Genomic DNA, 20,567 nt, shown 5'->3' on the forward strand with positions numbered 1-20,567 from the left:
TTCCGGATCACGCCATCGGCTGTGACCCTCAGTCGACGCTGAGGAAGTCGTCGATCGTCAGGCCCCGCTTGCCGGCTTCCAGATAGTCGTCCGTGGTGCGGACCTTGGGACGCTGGGCGATGGCGAAGGGATCGCCACCGTCGGCGGCCAGCGATTCCAGGCGGCAGCTCTCGCACATGTGCAGCAGTGCAACGCGCTCCTCGGTCTGGAACATCCAGTGCTTGCCGCCGAGCGTCTCCCGGACCCGGTCGAGCATGCCGCGGGCGGCGAAGGGCTCGCCGCAGCGGGTGCATTCGGCCGGCTCGTCCTCGTTCAGCGTGACCGGCTGCATCACGGTCGGTGCCAGATTGTAGCGCGGGTCGAGGGCGATCGCCGTCTCCGGGCAGGTCGCGGCGCAGATGCCGCATTGCACGCAGGCCGATTCGACGAAGCGCAGCTGCGGCTTCTCGGGCGTGTCGCGCAGCGCGTCGGCCGGACAGGCCGAGACGCAGGCCATGCAGAGGGTGCAGCGCTCCTTGTCGACGAGGATGTTGCCGTAGGGCGCGGACGCCGGCAGGCGGATCAGCTCGTCCGCCGGGGCCCGGCCGGCCCCCGCGACGATCGCGATCGCGGCGCGGGCCACCTCGCGCTTGCCGCCAACCGGCGAGAAGGCGGTGCGGGCGATTTCCGGTACGGCCTGATGGTCGTACAGCATCGCCTCGACGATCTCCGGGTCGCGCTCGCAGATGATCCGCACGCGACCGGGCGCATGGCCGAGGCCGGAAAGCAGCGCGTCCGTCAGCGCGATTTCCTCCTCGAGTGCATGCAGCTCGCCCGATTTGCGCGGATCGACCAGGACGACGAGGGAGCGGATGCCGGCCGCCAACGCCGCGGCAATCAGATCGTGGCCGAGGGCCGTGGTCGAATGCATTTCCAGCGGAATGACGTTCGCAGGCAGGCCGCGGCCGAACCGCGCCATGGCGTTGATCAGCGCCGAACCGTGCTCGCGCTCGTGGACCATCAGCACCGGCGCTTCGCCGCCCGCCGCCAGATAGGTCCGGGCAAGGGTCTGCACGCGCTCGATCGACTGGGCGCGGGCCGGATAATCGTAGGAGACCGCGCCGGTTGGACAGTGGGCGGCGCAATTGCCGCAGCCGCCGCAGATGGCCGTGTCGATCAGGATGTTGTCGCCATCGGGCGTGATCGCGCCCGGCGGGCAATTGTCGATGCACTTGGTGCAGCCGGTCTTCCGGGACCGCTCATGGGCGCAGATCGAGGCGTCGTAGCTGACATAGATCGGCTTCTCGAACTCGCCCTCATAACCGCTCGCATCGAAGACGGCGCGCATGACGGCTGCGGGATCGGCCGGATCGGCCCGGAAATAGCCGTCGCGTCCGGTCGGCCGCGGGAACAGCGGCGGTCCGCCGGCCATGTCGAACAGGACGCTGCAGGTCGACTTGGCACCGTTGCGCGGCAGCGCGAATTGCGGCTCCCCGCGCGACGACGGCAGCATGGCGGCGTAGTCGTCCACCACGATCTCGAAGCCGCCGAGCGTGCCGGTCGCCGAGACGACCCTGCCGCGGAACACCGGGAAATCGAGCACCTCCGGCAGGAGAACGTCCTCGGCATCGGTCAGGAGCAGCGTGACCGAGAGCGTCCGGTTGAGCAGCGCCGCGGCGTCGAAGGCCCTTTGGCCGCGTCCGGTCACCAGGCAGAGCCCGTCGCTGTCGATCGCGCGCAGGCGCGCCGGCGCCACCGGCAGCGAGGCGGCGCCGATCAGCGCGGCCATCTTCGGCGCGATCGATCCGCTGTCGGCCGTCCACCCGGCCATTTCGCGGATATTGACGAAAGCGGTGACGTCCCGCCCCTTCTCCTCGGCAATCTCGGCGAAGAGCGGGCTCTCCTGGGTACAGGCGACGATCACGGGACCGCCATCCTCCATCGCGCCCTCGAAGGCGCCAATCTGGCTCCGGCACAGATGGGTGTGAACCGGCAGTTCTCCTCCGCCCAGGGCACGGCCGATCGCCTTGCCGTCCACCTGCATGGTCTTCTCGCAGTTGCAGACCAGAATCCGTTGGCTCGTCGCGCTCATGACTTCTCCCCTTTGTCGATGAGGAATAACACGTTACGCTGTTTCCGGCGGGTGAAAAGCGAACTCGCAGGCAGCGAAAGGTGCGCCATTTGGCCCGTGAACTGACGATCATGCTGGGTGTTCTCGCCGAACGGCGCCGATCCGTCTCGCGATGGGCGAAGGACTACTGGATTCCGGTGGGAATCGCGCCCGGCGCCGGTGGCCCGTCGGAAGGCGACGTGATGCTCAGCGACGACGAGCGGACCCGCTACTTCATGGGCGTGCACGCCCTCACCTGCCATGCCGCCGACACCGAAGCCTATGTGCACAATTTCAACAGCCAAGTCCCGGCGCTGTTCATCGTGCTGCGCCGTTCGCCGTCGGACGGCACACGGCCCCTGCCCTGGTTCGTCCACAGCGTGACCGCCTCGCCCTATCTGGCCCAGGATTACGACGACAGCGGCGAGGACATCGTCGAGCGCGTGCCCATGCCGCCGGACATCACCGCGACGATCAAGGATTTCGTGAACCGCTACCACCAGGAAGAGGAGTTCAAGAAACGCCGGCGCGACCGGCTGGATCTCGAGGATCACAAATTCGGCAAGGAGCCGATCTTCCTGCAGCGCGAGAAGCCGGCCGGAGGCAATCTGGATGGCTGACGGACCGGAGGACGGCGACAACTTCCTGTCGCGCTGGTCACGGCGCAAGCGCGACGTCGAGGCGGCCGAAGCCGCAGAAACCCAGCTACCTGAGGCCGCCGAGATCGACCCGGAGGCCCTCGCCCGCGAGGCGGAAGAGCTGGAGCAGAACCGGATCGCGGCGGAAGCCGTCGACATCGATTCGATGAAGGCGGGGGACGATTTCGGCCTGTTCCTCAAGCGCGGCGTTCCCGATCTCCTGCGCCGCAAGGCCCTGCGCAAGCTGTGGCGCTCCAATCCGGTCTTCGCCAATCTCGACGGGCTCAACGACTACGACGAGGATTTCCGCAATCCCGCCCACAATCGCTACACCTCGCTCTGGCAGCTCGGGCGCGGCTTTCTCAGCATCGAGGAACAGGACACCCAGCGGGCGACCGGCCGGCTGACCCGTCCGGAGCCCGATGCCGACGAACTGGCCGCCGGGACCGACGATCAGATCGCAGCGGACGAGATGGCAGACACGGAGGAAAGCGGCACCGAAGGCGTCTTGCGGGAAGAACCGCAGACCGACCAGGCCGGCGCCGATACTGGCTCGGTGCCAGCCACGGACGACGCGTTCACCCCGCCTGCCAAAACGGGCGAGCCACCCGCGGCCACGCCCGAGCCCATACCTGTCGCGCGTGCCGAAACACCAGCACCGTCGCCCGCGCGCCGTGTGTCAATCCGCCAGCGTCTGCAGGGATAGGTCGGCGGCGAATCAGAGATCCGGATCGGCCAGATGGTTGCGGAGCATCTCCTTGTAGACGGCCGCCATCTCCTCGATGAAGACCTCGTGGTCCTCCACTTCCTGGACCTTGTTGCCGACGAAGGCGTTGTAGCGGGCCGCGGCGTAGAGAAACGCCATGTGGATGTCCGTCGCCAGGACCTTCTGGTTGGCGCGGTTGGCGACGTCGATGAAGCGGTCGGCGAGCTTCACGAAGGCGTCCGGATCGAGCGTCGCGGGCGTGCCTGCGGCCCGTCGCTGCTTTCGGTTTCCCTGGGCTTCCAAATCGTCGGGCCTTTTCGTTCGCGCGATGTGATCCGCGCCGGCCCGCCCCAGGATCGCGATTGGCCAGGAGCGGCATTTGCCCTAAGAGACGCGGACCCAAGTCATAGCAGCGAGAGACCCTTTGGCAATCAGCAAGACAGACATTCTGGAGCAGCTCAAGCGGGTCAAGGGCCCCGATCTCACCGGCAATATCGTCGATCTGGGCCTGGTCTCCGACATCTTCATCGCCGACGGCAAGGTCTTCTTTTCCCTGACCATCCCGGCCGAGCGGGCAGAAGAGCTCGAGCCGCTGCGCGCCGCCGCCGAGAAGGCCGCGTCCAGCGTGGCCGGCGTGGACAAGGCGACCGTCGCCCTGACCGCCGAGGCCAGCGCATCCACGGCCCGGGCCGTACGTCCCGCGCCGAGCCCGGCCCAGGCTGCGGCCGTGCCGCCGCCAATGGCCGCACGCGCGCGTCCGCAGACACCCCAGCCGCCGCAGAAGGCGGGCGTGCCCGGCATCGGCGCGATCATCGCGGTCGCCTCGGGCAAGGGGGGCGTCGGCAAGTCGACCACCTCTGTCAATCTCGCCCTCGGCCTCCAGGCGAACGGCCTGAAGGTCGGGATCATGGACGCCGACATCTACGGCCCCTCCATGCCGCGGCTCCTGCACATCTCGGGTCGTCCGCAGAACGTGTCGGGCCGGATCATCAAGCCGATGGAGGGCTACGGGCTGAAGGTCATGTCGATGGGCTTCCTCGTCGACGAGGAAACCCCGATGATCTGGCGCGGGCCGATGGTCATCTCGGCCCTGACCCAGATGCTGCGCGAGGTGGAATGGGGCGAACTCGACGTGCTCGTCGTCGACATGCCGCCGGGCACGGGCGATGCCCAGCTGACCATGGCGCAGAACGTGCCGCTGGCCGGCGCCGTCATCGTCTCGACGCCGCAGGATCTGGCACTGATCGATGCGCGCAAGGGCCTAGCCATGTTCCGGAAGGTCGACGTGCCGATTCTCGGCATCGTCGAGAACATGAGCTATTTCATCTGCCCCGATTGCGGCGGCCGGCACGACATCTTCGGCCATGGCGGCGCCCGCAAGGAAGCCGAGCGCATCGGCGTGCCCTTCCTGGGAGAGGTGCCGCTGGACATGCAGATCCGGTCGACCTCCGACGGCGGCACGCCCATCGTCATGTCCGAGCCCGACAGCGTGCATGCCAGGACCTATCGCGAGATCGCCCGGATCGCGTGGGAGCGGGTCGGCGAGGAACGCCGGATGGTCAGCGCGCCGTCGATCGTCTTCGAATAGGCCGTTAGCAAAACAGGCCGGAGCCCCGCGCTCCGGCCGTGCCACCGGTTCAGAACAGGCTGGCCCACGGGAGGAAGCCGACGGTCTCGCCCGGCGCCACGGTGACCACCTCCTCGCCGAGCTCGACGAGACCGTCCGTATCGACCAGGGACGACAGGAGGCCGGCGCCCTCGCGCGGGAATTTCACGACCTCCAGCGCGCCGTCCGCCGTGCGGCGCAGGCTGGCGCGGACATATTCCCGCCGGCCCAGCTTCTTCTTGTAGGCGAAGCCGGCCCGCACCGGCGTCGCCATCGCCGCTTCGGGCTGGGCGCCCGCCAGCGCCAGGATCGCCGGGCGCGCCACATGGGTGAAGGTCACGAAGCTCGCCACCGGATTGCCCGGCAGGCCGATCAGCGGCACGCCGCCGATCACCCCCATCGCCACCGGACGGCCCGGCTTGATGGCGATGCGCCAGAAGACCATCGCCCCCGCGCCTTCGACCGCATCCTTGACGAAATCGGCCTCGCCCGTCGACACGCCGCCCGAGGTCAGGATCAGGTCGTGCTCCGTCGAGACCGCCCGCAGGCTCGCGCCGATGGCGTCGCGGTCGTCCGGCAGGATGTTCAGGTCCGAGACCTCGCATCCCAGACGCTTCAGCATGGCGATCAGCATGAAGCGGTTGGAATCGAAGAGCTGCGAAGCCGCCCGCGGCGCTCCCGGCGCGACGATCTCATTGCCGGTGGAGAAGATCGCCACCCGCACGCGGCGGCGGACGGTGAGGTCCACCCGGCCCAGCGCCGCGGCCATGGCGATATCCTGGGGCCGTAGCCGGCGGCCGGCCTGCAGCACAATGGCGCCCTCGGCGACATCCTCGCCGGCTGGCCGCATGTTGGCGCCCGCCTTCAGTCCCGCCGGCAGGACCACCGCCCCGTCCGCCTCGATCTTCACGTCCTCCTGCATGAAGACGGTATCGGTGCCGCCGGGCATCGGCGCGCCGGTGAAGATGCGGGCCGCCTCGCCGGGCCGCACGACGACATCGGATCGCGAGCCCGCTTCCACGCGGCCGCGGACGGAAAAGCGGCGCTCGCCATCCTGCGGCAGATCGGCGCTGGCGATGGCGTAGCCGTCGACGGCGGAATTGGCGAAGGGGGGCAGCGCGATCGGCGCGGCGACATCGGCCGCGAGGATGCGGCCGTCGGCCTCGGCGAGCGGCACCGTCTCGACCTCGGCCAGTGGCTGCAGCCGGGCCGCGATCAGGGCCACGGTCTCGTCGACGGTCATCATCGGCCCGCCGAATGCGAAGCAATCGTCCGAAAGTTGCGCCATCCCCGCACCCGTTCATCGCATCGGCCGCCACGGTGACCGGGCGCCGGTCCGGTCCCTATATGAGGGACCGACGACATTCTACCCTTGCGCGGTTCGCCCGCCCCCTGCACCCAGAGGGCACGGCATATGCCGGCAACAGCCTATCGACGGGAAGCGCATGTCAGACACCGACGAGCGGCCACGGGCCGCCACCATCATGCCGGAGCCCGGCAATCCCCGCCTGACGGAAACCGTCGCGGGCATCGACCATACCGGCGCGCAGGTTGCGGTCTCGGTGCCCGTGGAGCGGGCGCTAACGCTGTATCTCAACGCCCAGGAGATCGTCACGATGATGACGATCAACGACTATCCCGAATATCTGGCGCTCGGCTATCTCCTGAACCAGAACATGCTGAAGCCCGACGACGTGGTCACCGGCGTGGATTACGACGACGACCTTCAGGTCGTGGTCGTGCGGACCGAGCGCGGCACCAATTACGAGGAGAAGCTGAAGAAGCGCACGCTGACCTCGGGCTGCGCACAGGGCACGGCCTTCGGCGACCTGATGGAAGCGCTGGACGAGATCGCGCTGCCGGCCGCCAGCCTGCACACCTCCTGGCTCTACGAGCTGGCGAAGACGATCAACACCACCCCCTCGCTCTACCTGGAGGCAGGGGCGATCCATGGCTGCGTCCTGTGCGTGAAGGGGCAGCCGCTCTGCTACATGGAGGATGTCGGGCGCCACAACGCCGTCGACAAGATCGCCGGCTGGATGTTCCGCCACGCGGTCGATCCGGCCGACAAGATCCTCTACACGACCGGGCGGCTGACCTCCGAGATGACGATCAAGACCGTGCGGATGGGCATTCCCATCCTCGTCTCGCGGTCGGGCTTCACCGCCTGGGGCGTGGCGCTGGCGCGGCAGGTCGGCCTGACGCTGGTAGGCCGGGCGAAGGGCAAGCGCTTCGTGGCGCTGTCGGGGGCGGAGCGGATCGTTTTCGACCAGGATCCGGCGATGGTGGACGAGGAACACGGACGCAGCAGACGGAAGGGTGCAGACCATGACAACTGACGATGCGGCGCCGGTCGGCGTGATCCTGGCGGGGGGCCTCGCCCGGCGCATGGGCGGCGGCGACAAGCCGATGCGCATGATCGCCGGCCGGCCGATCCTCGCCCATGTGGTCGATCGCTTCGCGCCCCAGTGCGCCGACACGATCCTCAACGCCAACGGCGATCCGGCGCGGTTTGCCGGCTTCGGCCTGCCGGTCGTTCCGGACAATGTCGCGGGGCATCCCGGCCCCCTCGCCGGCATCCTCGCGGCGCTCGACTGGGCGGCGGAACATCGGCCCGAGGCGGACTGGGTCGTCAGCGTCGCCGGCGACTGCCCGTTCCTGCCGCGTGACCTGGTTGCGCGGCTGTGCGCTGCGCGCGACGCCGAATCCGCGGACCTTGCGGTCGCGTCGTCGGGCGGGCGCACCCATCCGGTGATCGGCCTATGGAAGGTCGCGCTGCGCGGTGCTTTGCGCGCGGCACTGGTCGAGGAGGAGCTGCGCAAGATCGACCGCTGGACCGCACGCCATCCTCTCGCGACGGTGGCCTGGGAAGCGGAGCCGGTCGATCCCTTCTTCAACGCCAATACGATCGAGGATCTCGAAGACGCCGAGGCTCTGGCGCGGCAGGCCGCCGACTGATCGTCAGGCCGGTCGGAAGCCGGCCTCTTCCAGCGCGGCCCGCACGGAAGGCGAGGCAAGCGCGGCCAGGAAGTCCTGCACGGCGGGGCGGTCCCGGCGCGCCGTGACCAGCGCGAAATCGTAGGATTCCTCGGCCAGCGGCAGGAAATCGAGACCGGCCGCCTTCGCGACCGGCGCGATCGTAACGCCCCAGTCGGCACGCTTCTGCACCACCGCCGTGGCGACCGCATTGTGGGATTTCGGCTGGTTCCAGTAGCCGTCGGGACGCGACGTGCCGAGCAGCCGGTCGATCAGGATGCGGGTGCCTGCACCCTGGTTGCGGTTGACCATCAGGCAATCCGGGTCGGCCAGTGCCGCCGCGACGGCCGCCTCGGCGGAGCGGCTGGCAAAGCGGGGATCGCCGCGCCGGAAGACGATGCCCTGCATGCGCCGCCAGCCGGGAAAGAGCTCCAGCCCCTCGGCCAGGAACGGCCGGTTGTAGCTGCCGGTCCGCGGGTCGAAGAGATGGATCGGCGCCAGGTCGCACTCGCCGCGTTTGGCCGCGGCGAGCCCGCCGAGGCTGCCGACCGTCAGGGTGCGCACCGCCCGTCCCCGTTCGGCGAGCGGCTTGAGCACACGGTCGAGACCGGTGCAGTGGCTGCCGATGATGACGAGATCGGGGATTCGCAGCGACGGCGTGAAGAGGGTGACGGGGGCCTGCGTTCCGGCGGGCAGATGGTCGGCCAGCGCCGCGATGCGCAGGAAGCCGTCGGCCTGGGTGAAGGAAGTGATCGCGCCCGATCCCTTGCCGGTCGGATAGGCGATCAGTTCGCCCTCGCCCTGGACCAGCGAGACCATGGCGAATTCCGTGCGGCCGAGCTCGGAGGCGACGCGGACGGGGACGCGCGCGGTCACCTGCGTCTCGGCCCGCGGCGGCAGGCCGCCCATGCGGCGCAGGACCGGCGCGACCATGTCGTGGAAGGTGAACATGGCCGAGGTTGGAAAGCCCGGCAGGATGACCACCGGCTTGCCGTCGCACACCGCGAGGCACAGCGGCTTGCCGGGCTTCAGCGCGACCCCATGGGCCAGGATGCCGGGTGCGCCGAGCCGGTCGACGATGCGGTGGCTGACGTCGCCCGCGCCCTTCGACGTGCCGCCCGACAGCACCACCATGTCGCTGCCGGCAAGCGCGTCCCGCAGCACGGCTTCCAGATTGGCCTCGTCGTCGGGACAGGCACCCAGACGCTGCGCCTCGCCGCCATTCTCGACCACGGCGGCCGCGACGATCGCTCCGTTGGTGTCGTAGACCGACGCCGGTCCGAGGGGCTGGCCGGGCTGCACCAGCTCGTCGCCCGTCGACAGCACCGCCACCCTGACCCTTCGCGTGACCGGAATCTCGGCGATGCCGCAGGCAGCCAGCATGCCGACTTCGCGCGAGCCCATGACGGTGCCGGCGCGCAGCAGCAATTCGCCCGCCGCCATGTCGGAGCCGGCATGGGCCACGAACTGTCCCGGCGAGGCGGCTCGCCGGACCTCCAGGCCGCCATCGCCGGTCGGCTCGGTGTGTTCGACCATGACGACGGCATCGGCCCCGCGCGGCAGCACCCCGCCGGTGGCGATCGGCGTCGCCGTGCCCGATGCGACCTGCAGCGTGGGCGTGACGCCGCAGGCGAGCGTCTCGCCATTGAGCGCCAGGCGCACCGGGCGGCCCTGCCCGCTCCGGGCGACGTCGGCGGCGCGCAGGGCGAAGCCGTCGACATTCGACCGGTCGAAGGGGGGCACGTCGATGGGCGACAGAACGTCCTCCGCGAGCACCCGGCCCAGCGCCTCGGCCAGGGCACATCGCTCGGTCGGCAGGGCACGCGGAAACAGCGCCGCCTCGAAGCGCTGCATCGCGTCTTCGCGGGACAGGATCGACAGGAATTGCTGCTGGTCGAGGCCGGCATTCGACGCGCCGGCGGGCGCATCGCGGGAATCGGTCGTCATGGCGCCTCGTCGAGGAGTGATCCGGACAGTATGGTGCCGGCGGCGTCGCCTTCGCTGGCCGCGGCGACAAGGCACCATGCATTGGCGGCGGCCAGCTGGCCGAGCGGCAGCTCGCCGCAGGACAGCGGCGTCCAGGCGTCGGCCGCCTGCTGGAGAAGGACGAGTTCCGCCATGCCGATGGCCGAGGATATCTTGTGCGCCAGCGGCCGCGCAACCGCCGGCCGCGCACGGGCTCCGGAAAGGCGCGCCAGCAGCGGCTCGGCCAGCGCGAGCCACGCGGCCATGGCCTGGTCCGGCTGGCCGGGCAGCGCGATGACCGGCGTGTCGCCGATCCGGCCGATGGCCGCCGTGCGTCCGGGCCGCAGCGCAAGGCCATGTGCAAACAGGGTGCCGGCACGGGCCAGGGCGGCGGCGGTCTGGTCGTGACCTCCCGCGCCCGTGCCCCCCACGACGACGACCAGATCGGCAAAATCGCCTGCCATGGCTGCGGCAATCGACGCGGCATCGCGCTCGGTCGAGACCTGCACCGTCTCGGCCCCCGCTTTTACCGCCCGCGTCGAGACCAGCCCGGTCGTCAGCCCCAGGCTGCCATCGCAGGCCAGATCGACGAGGCGCAGCCGCGGCCGGCGGATCGGCAGGGTTACCAGGCCCAGTGCGCGGGCGCAGGCGATATCGACGGCCGAGACGCGCCGGCCCGGCTCGAGCACACGGGCACCTTCCGCGATGTCGTCACCGGCGCGCCGGACGCCCTCGCCGGGGATGGCCTCGCAGGTGACCTCTGCGAATGGCCCGTCGGCGCCGACCCACTCGGCTTCCACGACGCAGTCGCAGCCCTCCGGCATCGGCTCCCCGACTTCGATCCGCACCGGTGACGGGGCCAACATGGCTGGCGCATAGGCGGAGGCGCCGACGAGATCGCCGGATGCCAGCGCCCAGCCATCGAGCGCCGCCAGGTCGCGGGCCGGAACCGCGCGCGCCGCAAAGACCGCGTCTCCCGCGACCATGCCGACGGCATCCGCCAGCGGCAGATCGACGGGCGCCACGGCCGCCACACCCTCGAGAATCCAGGCCTTCGCCGCCTCGAAGCCGGCGAGCGATCCCGCCGGACCCTGATCGCTCATGCCATCCGGCCGAACGGCCCGGCGCGATAGCTCGCATGAAGACCCCGCCCCCCCATCGAGCGGTCGCGGTCCCTGGGCACGGTCATTGAGCGGAGGCAGGTCATCACGATACGAAACGTCTCTTCGATTCGGCGTCACGAGCCGCCTGCGGACAAGGGTAACGGCCTTTGCGGAACCGGGCAAACCGCCGAGCCGCACCCTCCAGCCGCGCCATCGCGACGCGCGTGGGACGGCAGGCGCCGCCCTTGTCTCCGCTATGCCGCTCGTGCAGTCTTGCCGAAATCCCATTCAGGCCGCTGTCCAACGTCCCGTTGCGAAGCGCAGTGCCGGCCGAGCCAGGTGAACGCATGATTGCAGAGACGATATCCGGCCGCGACGGCACGGGCGACCGTGAGGCCGTGCGGCGCCGCTACGACGCGGACGAAGCGGTCGTCGTGAAGGCTCTGGCGGAGCGCATCCGCCTGAGCGCCGACGACCGCGCCGCCGTCAGCGCAGCCGGCGCCGACATCGTCCGGCGCGTGCGCCGCGAGACGTCGCCCAGCATGATGGAGAGCTTCCTCACCGAATACGGCCTGTCGACCGAGGAAGGCGTCGGCCTGATGTGCCTTGCCGAGGCGCTGCTGCGGGTTCCCGATGCCGAGACGGTCGACGAACTGATCCAGGACAAGATCGAGCCCTCGGACTGGGGGGCGCATCTGGGCCATTCCTCATCCTCGCTGGTCAATGCGTCGACCTGGGCGCTGATGCTGACGGGCCGGATTCTCGACGACGATCCGGGCCGTCCAGCCGCCGCGCTTCGTGGTCTCGTGCGCCGGGTCGGCGAGCCGGTCGTGCGCCGCGCCGTCGCCCAGTCCATGCGGCTGCTCGGGCGCCAGTTCGTGCTCGGCCAGACCATCGACGAGGGCATGCGCAACGCCCGCGAACGCGAGCGGCAGGGCTATACCTATTCCTACGACATGCTCGGCGAAGCAGCGCGGACCGAAGCCGACGCGCTGCGCTACCTGCAGTCCTATTCCGACGCGATCGCGTCCATCGCGAAAGCAGCCAAGGGCGACGTGCGGTCCAATCCCGGCATTTCCGTCAAGCTGTCGGCGCTGCATCCGCGCTACGAATACACCCATCGCGACACGGTGATGGAGACGCTGGTGCCGCGGGCACTGGAGCTCGCCCGGCAGGCGGCCAGGGCCAATATCGGCTTCAACATCGATGCCGAGGAACAGGACCGGTTGGACCTGTCGCTCGACATCATCGAGGCGGTGCTGTCGGACGAGAGCCTTGCCGGCTGGGACGGATTCGGCGTCGTCGTGCAGGCCTACGGACGGCGGGCCGTGCCGGTGATCGAGTACCTCGACGCGCTGGCGCGGCGACTGGACCGGCGGATCATGGTGCGGCTGGTCAAGGGCGCCTACTGGGACACCGAGATCAAGCTCGCCCAGGAGATGGGCACGCAGACCTTCCCGGTCTTCACCCGCAAGGTGAACACCGATCTCAGCTACATGGCCTGCGCGCAGATGCTGCTCGACCGGCGCGACCGGATCTACCCGCAATTCGCCACCCACAACGCCCATACCTGCGCCGCCGTGCTGAAGATGGCCGGCAACGATCGCGGCAGCTTCGAATTCCAGCGCCTGCACGGCATGGGCGAGTCGCTGCACGAGATCGTCCACCAGCAGAACGGCACACGCTGCCGCATCTATGCACCGGTCGGGGCGCATCGCGACCTGCTGGCCTATCTGGTGCGGCGCCTCCTGGAAAACGGCGCCAACAGCTCCTTCGTCAACCAGATCGTCAACGAGGCCATCGCGCCCGAAGACATCGCCTGCGACCCGCTGTCGGAGGTCGAGGCGCTGGGCAGTGCGATCGCCAACCCGACGATCCGCACCCCGGCCGAGCTGTTCGCGCCGGAGCGGCGCAATTCCAGGGGGTACCGGATCAACGAACCGGCCTCCATCACCCCGCTGATCGAAGCGCGGCAGGCCTTCGCCGAGACGAACTGGGTCGCCCGGCCGATGCTGGCGGACGACATCCCGCTGTCCGGCGAAGGCCGGGCGGCATTCTCGCCGGCCGATCCGACGCGCCGGGTCGGCACCGTGCACGAGGCGAGCGTCGAGGACGTGCACCGGGCACTGGCCGCAGCCGAGGCGGGCTTTGCCGAATGGTCCGGCACCGCGGTCGCCGAGCGCGCAACGATCCTGCGGGCCGTCGCCGACCTCTACGAGACCCATATCGCCGAACTCACGGTGATCGCGACCCGCGAGGCTGGCAAGACGCTCGGCGACGGCATCGCGGAAATCCGCGAGGCGGTCGACTTCCTGCGCTTCTACGCCGACGAGGCCGAGCGCCTGGAAACCGAGGAGCCTGGCGGACCGCGCGGCATCTTCGTCTGCATCAGCCCATGGAACTTCCCGCTGGCGATCTTCACCGGCCAGATCGCCGCAGCGCTTGCCGCTGGCAACGCGGTGATCGCCAAGCCGGCCGAGCAGACCCCGTTGATCGCCGCCCGCGCCGTCGAACTGATGCGCGAGGCCGGCCTGCCAGCCGCGGCGCTACAGTTGCTGCCCGGCGACGGCCCCACCGTCGGCGGCCCCCTCACCTGCGACAGGCGGATCGCCGGCGTCTGCTTCACCGGCTCGACGGAGGTCGCCCAGATCATCCACCGGGCCCTGGCCGCCAATGCCGGTCCCGACGCGGTGCTGATCGCCGAGACCGGCGGGCTGAACGCCATGATCGTCGATTCCACAGCCCTGACCGAGCAGGCAGTGCGCGACATCCTGATCGCCTCGTTCCAGAGCGCCGGCCAGCGCTGCTCCGCCTTGCGGATGCTCTATGTGCAGAAAGACGCCCGCGACCGGCTTCTGGACATGCTCGGGGGCGCGATGGACTCGCTGGTGGTCGGCGATCCCTGGCAGCTCGACACGGACGTATCTCCGGTCATCGACGCCGAGGCGCGGGACGACATCGCCGGCTATGTCGACAGCCGCCGGAAGGCAGGCAGGCTCCTCAAGACGCTGCCGGTTCCGCAGGATGGCCTCTATGCCGCGCCCTCGGTGGTCACCGTCGACGGGATCGACGGCCTCGAACGCGAGGTGTTCGGCCCGGTACTGCATGTCGCGACCTTCAAGGCCCGCGAGATCGACGGGGTCGTCGACGCCATCAATGCGCGCGGCTACGGCCTGACTTTCGGCCTGCACACACGGATCGACGACCGGGTCCAGCAGATCGTCGAGCGCATCCGGGTCGGCAACACCTATGTGAACCGCAACCAGATCGGCGCCATCGTCGGCTCGCAGCCCTTCGGCGGCGAAGGCCTGTCGGGCACCGGGCCGAAGGCCGGCGGGCCGTTCTACGTCGCCCGCTTCCGCCGCACCGAGCCCGCCGAGGACCTGCCGGCGCCCGACGCGCCGGTCATCCCCGCCGCGACGATCGCCAAGGCAACCGCCGGGCTCGATGCCCGCAACTGGGCGGCGCGCGGCGACCGGGTCGCGGTGCTGCGCCGGGCACTGTCGGGCAAGGGCGGCGTCATCCGCCGGGCCTGCTCGGCGGTCGGTGCCTTCGATCCGGGCCCCTTCACGCTGCCGGGGCCGACGGGCGAGAGCAACCGGCTGAGCCTCTATCCCAAGGGCCAAGTCCTCTGCCTCGGGCCGACCGCCGAGATCGCCATCGCCCAGGCCGTGCAGGCACTGGCCGCGGGTTGCGCGGCAGTGGTCGTCGCGCCCGACGTGACAGCGCTCGCCAAGCCGCTGATCACCGCCGGGGCGCCCGTTGCGGTCTTCGACGGGACGCTCGCGCCGGCCGATCTCGAACGGATCGGCGATGTCGACGTCGTGGCCGCCGCCGGCCGGTCGGACTGGACCCGCGCGCTCCGCAATGCGCTCGCGGCCCGCAAGGGCGCGATCGTCGCGCTGGAAACCGGGATCATCGGCCCGAGCCGCTATTTCGTCGAACGGCATCTGTGCATCGACACGACGGCGGCGGGCGGCAATGCCAGCCTCCTGGCCGCCGCCGAATAGGGCGGTCGGGAGGACTTCGGGCCCGATCGACACCGATAACCCGGCCCATGCGATCCGCGTCCTTGGCGGTACGGCCGGACCGGCGTAGGAGGGGCTCTGCCAGTGGACACAAAGGACATGTCGTGAACCAGTCTTCGCCTTTGCGGCGCGCCAGCGGGCGCCTGACCTTCCGAGCCGCCGACCGCGCGGCCCAGGCCATCGGCCGCGTCCTCGATCTCGACGAGGATGTCGCCGGCCGGATCTTCACCCGCTTCGACGCCGGCCGGATCGTCGCCGAGGCCGAGTCGCTGGACCGCGATCCGGCGCGCCTTGCCGGCCCCCTCGCCGGGCTCCTGGTCGCGATCAAGGATCTGTTCGACGAGGCCGGCGAGGTGACCACCGCGGGCTCGATCCAGTTTGCGGGGAACGCACCGGCCGCGCGCGACGCCGAGGCAGTGGCGCGGCTGCGCGCGGCCGGCGCCATCGGCTGCGGGCGCACCAACATGTCGGAATTCGCCTATTCGGGCGTCGGGCTCAATCCGCATTTCGGCACGCCGGGCAACAGCCACGACCCGGCCCGCATTCCCGGCGGCTCGACCTCCGGCGGCGCGATCGCGGTCGCCTTCGGCATCGCCGATTTCGCGCTGGGATCGGATACCGGCGGCTCGGTGCGCATTCCCGCCGCCTTCAACGCGCTGGCGGGCTTCAAGCCGACCCAGTCCGCGGTTCCGCTGGACGGCGCCTTCCCGCTCTCGGGCACCTATGACAGCGTCGGCCCCCTGGCCCTCGACATCGCCACCTGCGCGGCGGTCCACGCTGTCCTGTCCGGCGAAACCCGGCCAGACCCGGCGGCCGGCGACAAGCCCCTGCGGCTGGGCGTGATGCGAACCCTCCTGACCGACGACATGGACGACCAGGTGAGTGCCGACTTCGACGCGGCGCTGGAGGCGCTTCGCGAGGCAGGCGTCGAACTGGTCGATGTCGAGATGCCGGACCTCGCCCAGGCACCGGGCGTGAACCGCATCCTGGTTTCCAGCGACGCGCACGCCGTCCATTCGGGCTATCTCGATGCGCTGGAAACCTCCGGCGATCCCCACGTCCTGAAGCGGATCCGCGCAGCCGAGACCTTCGGCGCAGACGAAAGGAGCGCGGCCCGGCAGACCCGGACGGACGCCATCGCGGCCTTCGCGGCACTGGCAGACGGATTCGACGCAATGATCGCGCCGACGGTGCCGATCGTGCCGCCCCTGATCGCGGAGGTCGAGGCGGATTTCGACCGGCTCAACGCGCTCATCCTGCGCAACCCGTCGACGATCAATTTCCTCGACGGCTGCGCCGCCACCGTTCCGATGCATCAATCCGGTGAATTGCCGACCGGGTTGATGCTGTTTGCCCCGGGGGGCCGGGACTGGGCCGTTCTCGACGTTGCGGAAACGATCGAGGACGTCGTCGGCGGCCGCTGACATTGGCGCGGTGCCGGTCGACCGATCGGTGCCGCAATGTCAGCCGAGGACGTTCCGGATGGCGCGTGTGAAAACCCGGGCGCCGAGGACGATCAGCTCATCGGGAAAATCGTAGTCGGGCGTGTGCAGGCCGGGATGGGTCTCGCCGGCTCCCAAGAGGAACATCGCCGAGCGGGCCCGGGTGCCGAAGCGGCCGAAATCCTCCGACGCGCGCATGGGCAGCAGGCTGTCGTCATGGGGCACGCCCTCGTCATCGAGCGCCTGCCTGAGGATGGCGGCCGCCCGCGGATCGTTGACGCAATGGGCGAAGACCGCGTCGTAGCGGATCTCGACACCGAGGCCGGTGCGGGCGGCGACCGCGCGGACGAGCACTTCGGCGCGGCTGACCAGTTCGCCCATGCGGGCATCGGTCAAGGTGCGCAAGGTCGCCCAGAGCTCCGCCGATCCCGGCGCGATGCCCGCCTCGCGCTCGCCCATCGCGGCATGGGTGACGGTCACCAGGGAGAAATCCTCGTCCAGCGTCCCGCCGGACCCCAGCCCCGTCAGCCCCGGCATGAGCTCGCAGAGGGCCGCCATCGGCGAGAGCCCCTGATCCGGCGACGAAGCGTGGGCCGTGGTTCCGCTGAGCCCGATCTGCATGCTGCGCGAGGCGCAATTGCTGGGGCCCTCGACGAGCGCCGCCCGGCCGCGGGCGATCCCCGGCATGTTGTGGAGGGCGATGGCAATATCCGGTGCGATGGAATCGAAGGCCGGATCGGCGAGCACCGCCGCGGCGCCGCTCCCGTCTTCCTCGGCCGGCTGGAACAGGAGGATGGCGCGGCCCCGTGCCGGACGCTGTCGTCCGAGACCCAGCGCAACGCCGGCAAGCGTCGCCATGTGGCCGTCATGGCCGCAGAGATGCGCCTTTCCGGGATGCATCGAGCGATAGGGTCGGTCGGAGACCTGGGCGATGGGCAGCGCGTCGAGTTCGGCGCGTACCATCAGTGCCGGCCCGGCGAGTCCGCTGTCGTAGATGGCCGCCACGCCGTGGCCGCCCAGGCCGGTAACGAGCCGGTCGGGATCGGTCGCGGCAAGGAAATGTGCGATCATGCCGGCGGTTTCGGCTTCGTCTCCCGACACCTCCGGCGCCCGGTGGAGCGCATGCCTCAGATCGCGCAGCACCCCGACATCCTGCTCGGACAGAAACGGTGCGGTCGCCTGATCCATCGCCGCCGCCCTACCCGTCGCGGGACTGGCCGCGCAGGGTCGGCAGGCCGATGCCCGCCGCGCCGAAACCGCCGTCGACGCCCAGTATCTGCCCGGTGATGTAGCTTGCCTTGTTGCTGCACAGGAAGAAGATCGCCTCGGCGATTTCCTCTTCCAGGCCGTAGCGGTTGAGCGGCACGGCGTCGTGATAGTCGGCACGGATGGCGGGGCTGTGCACTGCCTTGGCCATGGCGGTGTCCACCGGCCCGGGCGCGACCGCGTTGACGCGAATGCCGAGGCCCGCCAGTTCCACCGCCTGCTGCTTGGTCAGATGGGCGAGCCCGGCCTTGCTGGTCCCGTAGGCGACGCGAAGCGTCGAGGCGCGCATGCCGGATATGGAGGTGATGTTGACGACACCGCCGCCGCCGTTCCCGGCCATGATCGGCGCGGCCTTCTGGGTGCAGAGGAACGGCCCGCCGAGATTGACGGCAAGCGACCGCTCCCATTCGTCGAAGGCCGTCTCCAGCATCGGCTTGAAGACGGCCACGCCGGCATTGTTGACGAGGGCATCGAGCCGGCCGAAACGCTGGGTGACCGCATCGAACGCGCTGGTGACCTGGTCCGGCTGCGCCACGTCACAGGTCAAGGCCAGAACCCGTTCCGGCTGGCCGATCGCTGCGACGGCCGCGTCGAGCGTTTCGCCATCGATGTCGAGAAGGGCGACCTGCCATCCTTCGGCGAGAAACCGTTTCGCCGTGACCAGCCCGATGCCGCGCGCCGCCCCCGTGACCAGCGCGACCCTGTCCTGATGCTCGACCAATCCGACCTCCCGTTCAAATCCTCACGGGCAGCCATACCGGCTCGAATCGCGGATTGCGATAGTGAAGACGATGTCAGCGGCGCGCCACCATTCGTGCGCAACCTGCGGGAGAATTACGCAAGAGCACGGTCTGTGCCTGGGAAGCGGCGCTACTAGCGATCCTGGCCGATGTGGTTCGGCCACTGGGCCCGGTTGCAGCCCCAGCCGGCATCCTCCGTCTCGAGGCCGGCTTTGGCGTAGAGCGTATCGACATCGTCGACGAGCGACTGCTCGATCGCCTCGGCTTCGGTGATGTGGCCGCGCTCCAGGGCGCTCACGGTGTCGGATGCCAACATGTCGCAATCTTTCGGTTGTTCCCTTCGGCCAACGCCGCAGGGCCGGCCCGGTTCCGCAGAAAGGCGGCCCTTGCGCGCACCATCGCTGTCGTCGGCGGATCTGCGCGCGCCCCGCTGCGATTTTCGGCATCCCATCCCAGTCGTGGAACGAGCCTTGGACGGGGCCGTGCGACCGATCGCCGAACGCGGCGTACAGGAGATGTGATCCCGGTATCGGACGCCTGGTTTCCCGATGGCGAGTCGCCGTCTCCCGGGACCTTGGAGGGAACCTGCCCCCCGTCGCGCGTTAGAACGCGCCGGTCGCGGCAGTGTCACGAGCCGAACGGGGCCGCACTCCTGATGTCAGGGGCGGCACCTGCGGTTCATCCCCATTTGGCCAGCGAGGCGGCGAGTTCGGGATTGTCCCGCGTCTTGTCAGCCAGCGACATGCCGCCCGCCGCCGCATCCCACGCCTGGCGGATGGCACGCACGCCCGCGGCGGGGCCCATCGGGTGGCCGTGGATGCCGCCGCCGCCGAGATACATCAGGTCGAGCGTGCGCCCGGTGCGCTCATAGGTCTCGACCGCCTGGCCGCCCCACTGGCCCGAGCAGACGACGGGCAACGGGCGGTCGGCCTCCGAGAAGATCGGCGTCATGCAATCGGCGAAGGAGCGAACGAAGCTGTCGTCCGGCTCCCAGTACTTCGCCCGGATGCCGTTGATCTGGAACTGGTCGACGCCGAGCAGCCGCCAGATCTTCTGATAGGCGCGGAATTCCAGGCCGAGGCCGGGGTGCCGGGTCAGGATGTCCCAGCCATTGCGGTGGGCGTGCAGGCAGAGCGCCGAGCGCTTACGCAGGAAGCTCATGCCGCCGTAGCCGATGGAATTGATGTTGACGACCGCCGCATTGCCGCCGGCCTCGACCACCCGGTCGTGGTTGCGCATCATCGTGTCGGGATCGGCCGAGGAGATGCCGAAGGCATACATCACCCGCTTCCCGGTCGTCTGCTCGTGATCCCTGATGACCGGCATGATGGCGGCGATCCGCTCGTCGAGCGGCGAATAGGCCGGGCTCATCAGCTTCTCGTCGTCCTTGATGAAGTCGACGCCGGCCGCGCAGAGATCGCGGACGACGGCGGCGGTCTCCTCCGGCAGCAGCCCGAGCGAGGGCTTGATGATCGAGGCGATCATCGGGCCCTCGGCGACGCCCATCAGCCGGCGCGAGCCCGCGATTCCGAATTGCGGTCCGGGATGGCAGGCCCATGCGGCCGGCAGGTCGATGTCCATCACCCGGATGCCGGTGACGCCCTTGACCGCGAAGACACCGCCGATGGCAATGGTCATCAGCGCCGCGACATCGGTGCCGATGGCCTCCAGTGGATAGGCGATGGTCACGTCGGCGCGACGCCACGGACCGGTCCCCTGCGGGTCCGGAATCGAGGGCACGGCAAGCGGTTCGTGCGGCACGACCGCCTCCACCCGCGCTGCGCAGCGGGTCCGCACCGCTTCGGTCTCGCCCGGCAATTCCGTGAAGGTGCCTGTCGACTGATCGGAGGCGATCTTGGCCGCCATCGCGCCGACATCGCCTTCGCATTCGATGCGGTAGGTCACCCTGATCATGTCGTCGGCCATGGTGCCGTCTTCTCCTTGCGTGCCATCTCAAATACTCATCATACCTGTTGACATAGTAATGACGAGCTCTCAAGCTTCGGGC

The 20,567-nt window shown here is 69.6% G+C and carries 16 protein-coding genes; 7 read left to right on the plus strand and 9 right to left on the minus strand.

All coding sequences use genetic code 11. The annotated features are described in order from the left end of the window. Nucleotides 1-28 precede the first annotated feature (28 nt). The gene (locus VQ042_RS00210; protein WP_331814322.1) at nt 29-2,071 is read right to left on the minus strand and encodes a 4Fe-4S binding protein; all 2,043 of its coding nucleotides are present in this window, start codon (nt 2,069-2,071) and stop codon (nt 29-31) included. A gap of 89 nt (nt 2,072-2,160) precedes the next feature. Between VQ042_RS00210 and VQ042_RS00215 the strand changes: the two genes are divergently transcribed. Both VQ042_RS00215 and VQ042_RS00220 read left to right on the plus strand, forming a co-directional pair. After that, entirely contained in the window at nt 2,161-2,709 is a 549-nt protein-coding gene (locus VQ042_RS00215; protein WP_442879997.1) for a DUF3305 domain-containing protein, read from the plus strand. After that, complete coding sequence (locus tag VQ042_RS00220; RefSeq protein WP_331814326.1) at nt 2,702-3,433, plus strand: DUF3306 domain-containing protein; 732 nt, start codon at nt 2,702-2,704, stop codon at nt 3,431-3,433. The genes VQ042_RS00215 and VQ042_RS00220 overlap by 8 nt, the downstream gene beginning before the upstream one ends. Before the next feature lie 12 nt (nt 3,434-3,445). Here VQ042_RS00220 and VQ042_RS00225 read toward each other — a convergent pair whose 3' ends face one another. Further along, complete coding sequence (locus VQ042_RS00225; protein WP_331814327.1) at nt 3,446-3,664, minus strand: DUF3144 domain-containing protein; 219 nt, start codon at nt 3,662-3,664, stop codon at nt 3,446-3,448. Nucleotides 3,665-3,857: 193 nt separating this feature from the next. Here VQ042_RS00225 and VQ042_RS00230 point away from each other — a divergent pair, with 193 nt between their 5' ends. Continuing rightward, nucleotides 3,858-5,021 (plus strand): Mrp/NBP35 family ATP-binding protein, encoded by a 1,164-nt coding sequence (locus VQ042_RS00230; protein ID WP_331814329.1) that lies wholly within the window; start codon nt 3,858-3,860, stop codon nt 5,019-5,021. Nucleotides 5,022-5,070: 49 nt separating this feature from the next. Here VQ042_RS00230 and VQ042_RS00235 read toward each other — a convergent pair whose 3' ends face one another. Continuing rightward, nucleotides 5,071-6,327: a molybdopterin molybdotransferase MoeA gene (locus VQ042_RS00235; RefSeq protein ID WP_331814330.1), complete on the minus strand. Its 1,257-nt coding sequence runs from the start codon at nt 6,325-6,327 to the stop codon at nt 5,071-5,073. 157 nt (nt 6,328-6,484) lie between these two features. On the opposite strand from VQ042_RS00235, the gene VQ042_RS00240 reads away from it, so the two are divergent. After that, on the plus strand, nt 6,485-7,378 hold the full coding sequence (locus VQ042_RS00240) for a formate dehydrogenase accessory sulfurtransferase FdhD (protein WP_331814331.1): 894 nt from the start codon (nt 6,485-6,487) through the stop codon (nt 7,376-7,378). Beyond that, complete coding sequence (gene mobA / locus VQ042_RS00245) at nt 7,368-7,997, plus strand: molybdenum cofactor guanylyltransferase MobA (protein WP_331814332.1); 630 nt, start codon at nt 7,368-7,370, stop codon at nt 7,995-7,997. The genes VQ042_RS00240 and mobA overlap by 11 nt, the downstream gene beginning before the upstream one ends. Before the next feature lie 3 nt (nt 7,998-8,000). On the opposite strand, the gene VQ042_RS00250 is transcribed toward mobA, so the two are convergent. Together VQ042_RS00250 and VQ042_RS00255 are read right to left on the minus strand one after the other, a co-directional pair. Then, nucleotides 8,001-9,962: a molybdopterin biosynthesis protein gene (locus VQ042_RS00250; RefSeq protein WP_331814333.1), complete on the minus strand. Its 1,962-nt coding sequence runs from the start codon at nt 9,960-9,962 to the stop codon at nt 8,001-8,003. Then, a complete protein-coding gene (locus VQ042_RS00255; protein WP_331814334.1) occupies nt 9,959-11,083 on the minus strand; it encodes a molybdopterin-binding protein in 1,125 nt (374 codons plus the stop codon). The genes VQ042_RS00250 and VQ042_RS00255 overlap by 4 nt, the downstream gene beginning before the upstream one ends. A gap of 347 nt (nt 11,084-11,430) precedes the next feature. On the opposite strand from VQ042_RS00255, the gene putA reads away from it, so the two are divergent. Together putA and VQ042_RS00265 are read left to right on the plus strand one after the other, a co-directional pair. Next, nucleotides 11,431-15,093, plus strand: a complete 3,663-nt coding sequence (putA, locus tag VQ042_RS00260; protein ID WP_331814335.1) for a bifunctional proline dehydrogenase/L-glutamate gamma-semialdehyde dehydrogenase PutA — start codon at nt 11,431-11,433, stop codon at nt 15,091-15,093. A 122-nt stretch (nt 15,094-15,215) separates the two neighbouring features. Beyond that, nucleotides 15,216-16,535 carry an amidase gene (locus VQ042_RS00265; protein WP_331814337.1) on the plus strand — a complete coding sequence of 440 codons (1,320 nt, stop codon included), beginning with the start codon at nt 15,216-15,218 and terminating at the stop codon, nt 16,533-16,535. Between the two features lie 39 nt (nt 16,536-16,574). On the opposite strand, the gene VQ042_RS00270 is transcribed toward VQ042_RS00265, so the two are convergent. The 4 genes from VQ042_RS00270 to oiaX form a co-directional block, all read right to left on the minus strand. Further along, nucleotides 16,575-17,741: an amidohydrolase gene (locus VQ042_RS00270; protein WP_331814339.1), complete on the minus strand. Its 1,167-nt coding sequence runs from the start codon at nt 17,739-17,741 to the stop codon at nt 16,575-16,577. Between the two features lie 10 nt (nt 17,742-17,751). Next, nucleotides 17,752-18,540 carry an SDR family NAD(P)-dependent oxidoreductase gene (locus tag VQ042_RS00275; RefSeq protein ID WP_331814340.1) on the minus strand — a complete coding sequence of 263 codons (789 nt, stop codon included), beginning with the start codon at nt 18,538-18,540 and terminating at the stop codon, nt 17,752-17,754. Nucleotides 18,541-18,692: 152 nt separating this feature from the next. Further along, on the minus strand, nt 18,693-18,875 hold the full coding sequence (locus VQ042_RS00280) for a hypothetical protein (RefSeq protein WP_331814341.1): 183 nt from the start codon (nt 18,873-18,875) through the stop codon (nt 18,693-18,695). Between the two features lie 362 nt (nt 18,876-19,237). Continuing rightward, nucleotides 19,238-20,485, minus strand: coding sequence for a 3-oxo-isoapionate-4-phosphate decarboxylase OiaX (oiaX, locus tag VQ042_RS00285; protein ID WP_331814342.1), 1,248 nt, complete (start codon nt 20,483-20,485; stop codon nt 19,238-19,240). Nucleotides 20,486-20,567: the final 82 nt, after the last annotated feature.

Origin of the sequence: Aurantimonas sp. A2-1-M11, assembly GCF_036549475.1 — a bacterium.
Classification (GTDB): Bacteria; Pseudomonadota; Alphaproteobacteria; order Rhizobiales; family Rhizobiaceae; genus Aurantimonas.

Excerpts from the sequence above, each read along its gene's own strand:
- VQ042_RS00210 (WP_331814322.1), bottom strand. The coding sequence starts at position 2,071 with ATGAGCGCGACGAGCCAACGGATTCTGGTCTGCAACTGCGAGAAGACC.
- VQ042_RS00220 (WP_331814326.1), top strand. The coding sequence starts at position 2,702 with ATGGCTGACGGACCGGAGGACGGCGACAACTTCCTGTCGCGCTGGTCA.
- VQ042_RS00235 (WP_331814330.1), bottom strand. The coding sequence starts at position 6,327 with ATGGCGCAACTTTCGGACGATTGCTTCGCATTCGGCGGGCCGATGATG.
- VQ042_RS00240 (WP_331814331.1), top strand. The coding sequence starts at position 6,485 with ATGTCAGACACCGACGAGCGGCCACGGGCCGCCACCATCATGCCGGAG.
- mobA (WP_331814332.1), top strand. The coding sequence starts at position 7,368 with ATGACAACTGACGATGCGGCGCCGGTCGGCGTGATCCTGGCGGGGGGC.
- VQ042_RS00250 (WP_331814333.1), bottom strand. The coding sequence starts at position 9,962 with ATGACGACCGATTCCCGCGATGCGCCCGCCGGCGCGTCGAATGCCGGC.
- VQ042_RS00255 (WP_331814334.1), bottom strand. The coding sequence starts at position 11,083 with ATGAGCGATCAGGGTCCGGCGGGATCGCTCGCCGGCTTCGAGGCGGCG.
- putA (WP_331814335.1), top strand. The coding sequence starts at position 11,431 with ATGATTGCAGAGACGATATCCGGCCGCGACGGCACGGGCGACCGTGAG.
- VQ042_RS00270 (WP_331814339.1), bottom strand. The coding sequence starts at position 17,741 with ATGGATCAGGCGACCGCACCGTTTCTGTCCGAGCAGGATGTCGGGGTG.
- VQ042_RS00280 (WP_331814341.1), bottom strand. The coding sequence starts at position 18,875 with ATGTTGGCATCCGACACCGTGAGCGCCCTGGAGCGCGGCCACATCACC.
- oiaX (WP_331814342.1), bottom strand. The coding sequence starts at position 20,485 with ATGGCCGACGACATGATCAGGGTGACCTACCGCATCGAATGCGAAGGC.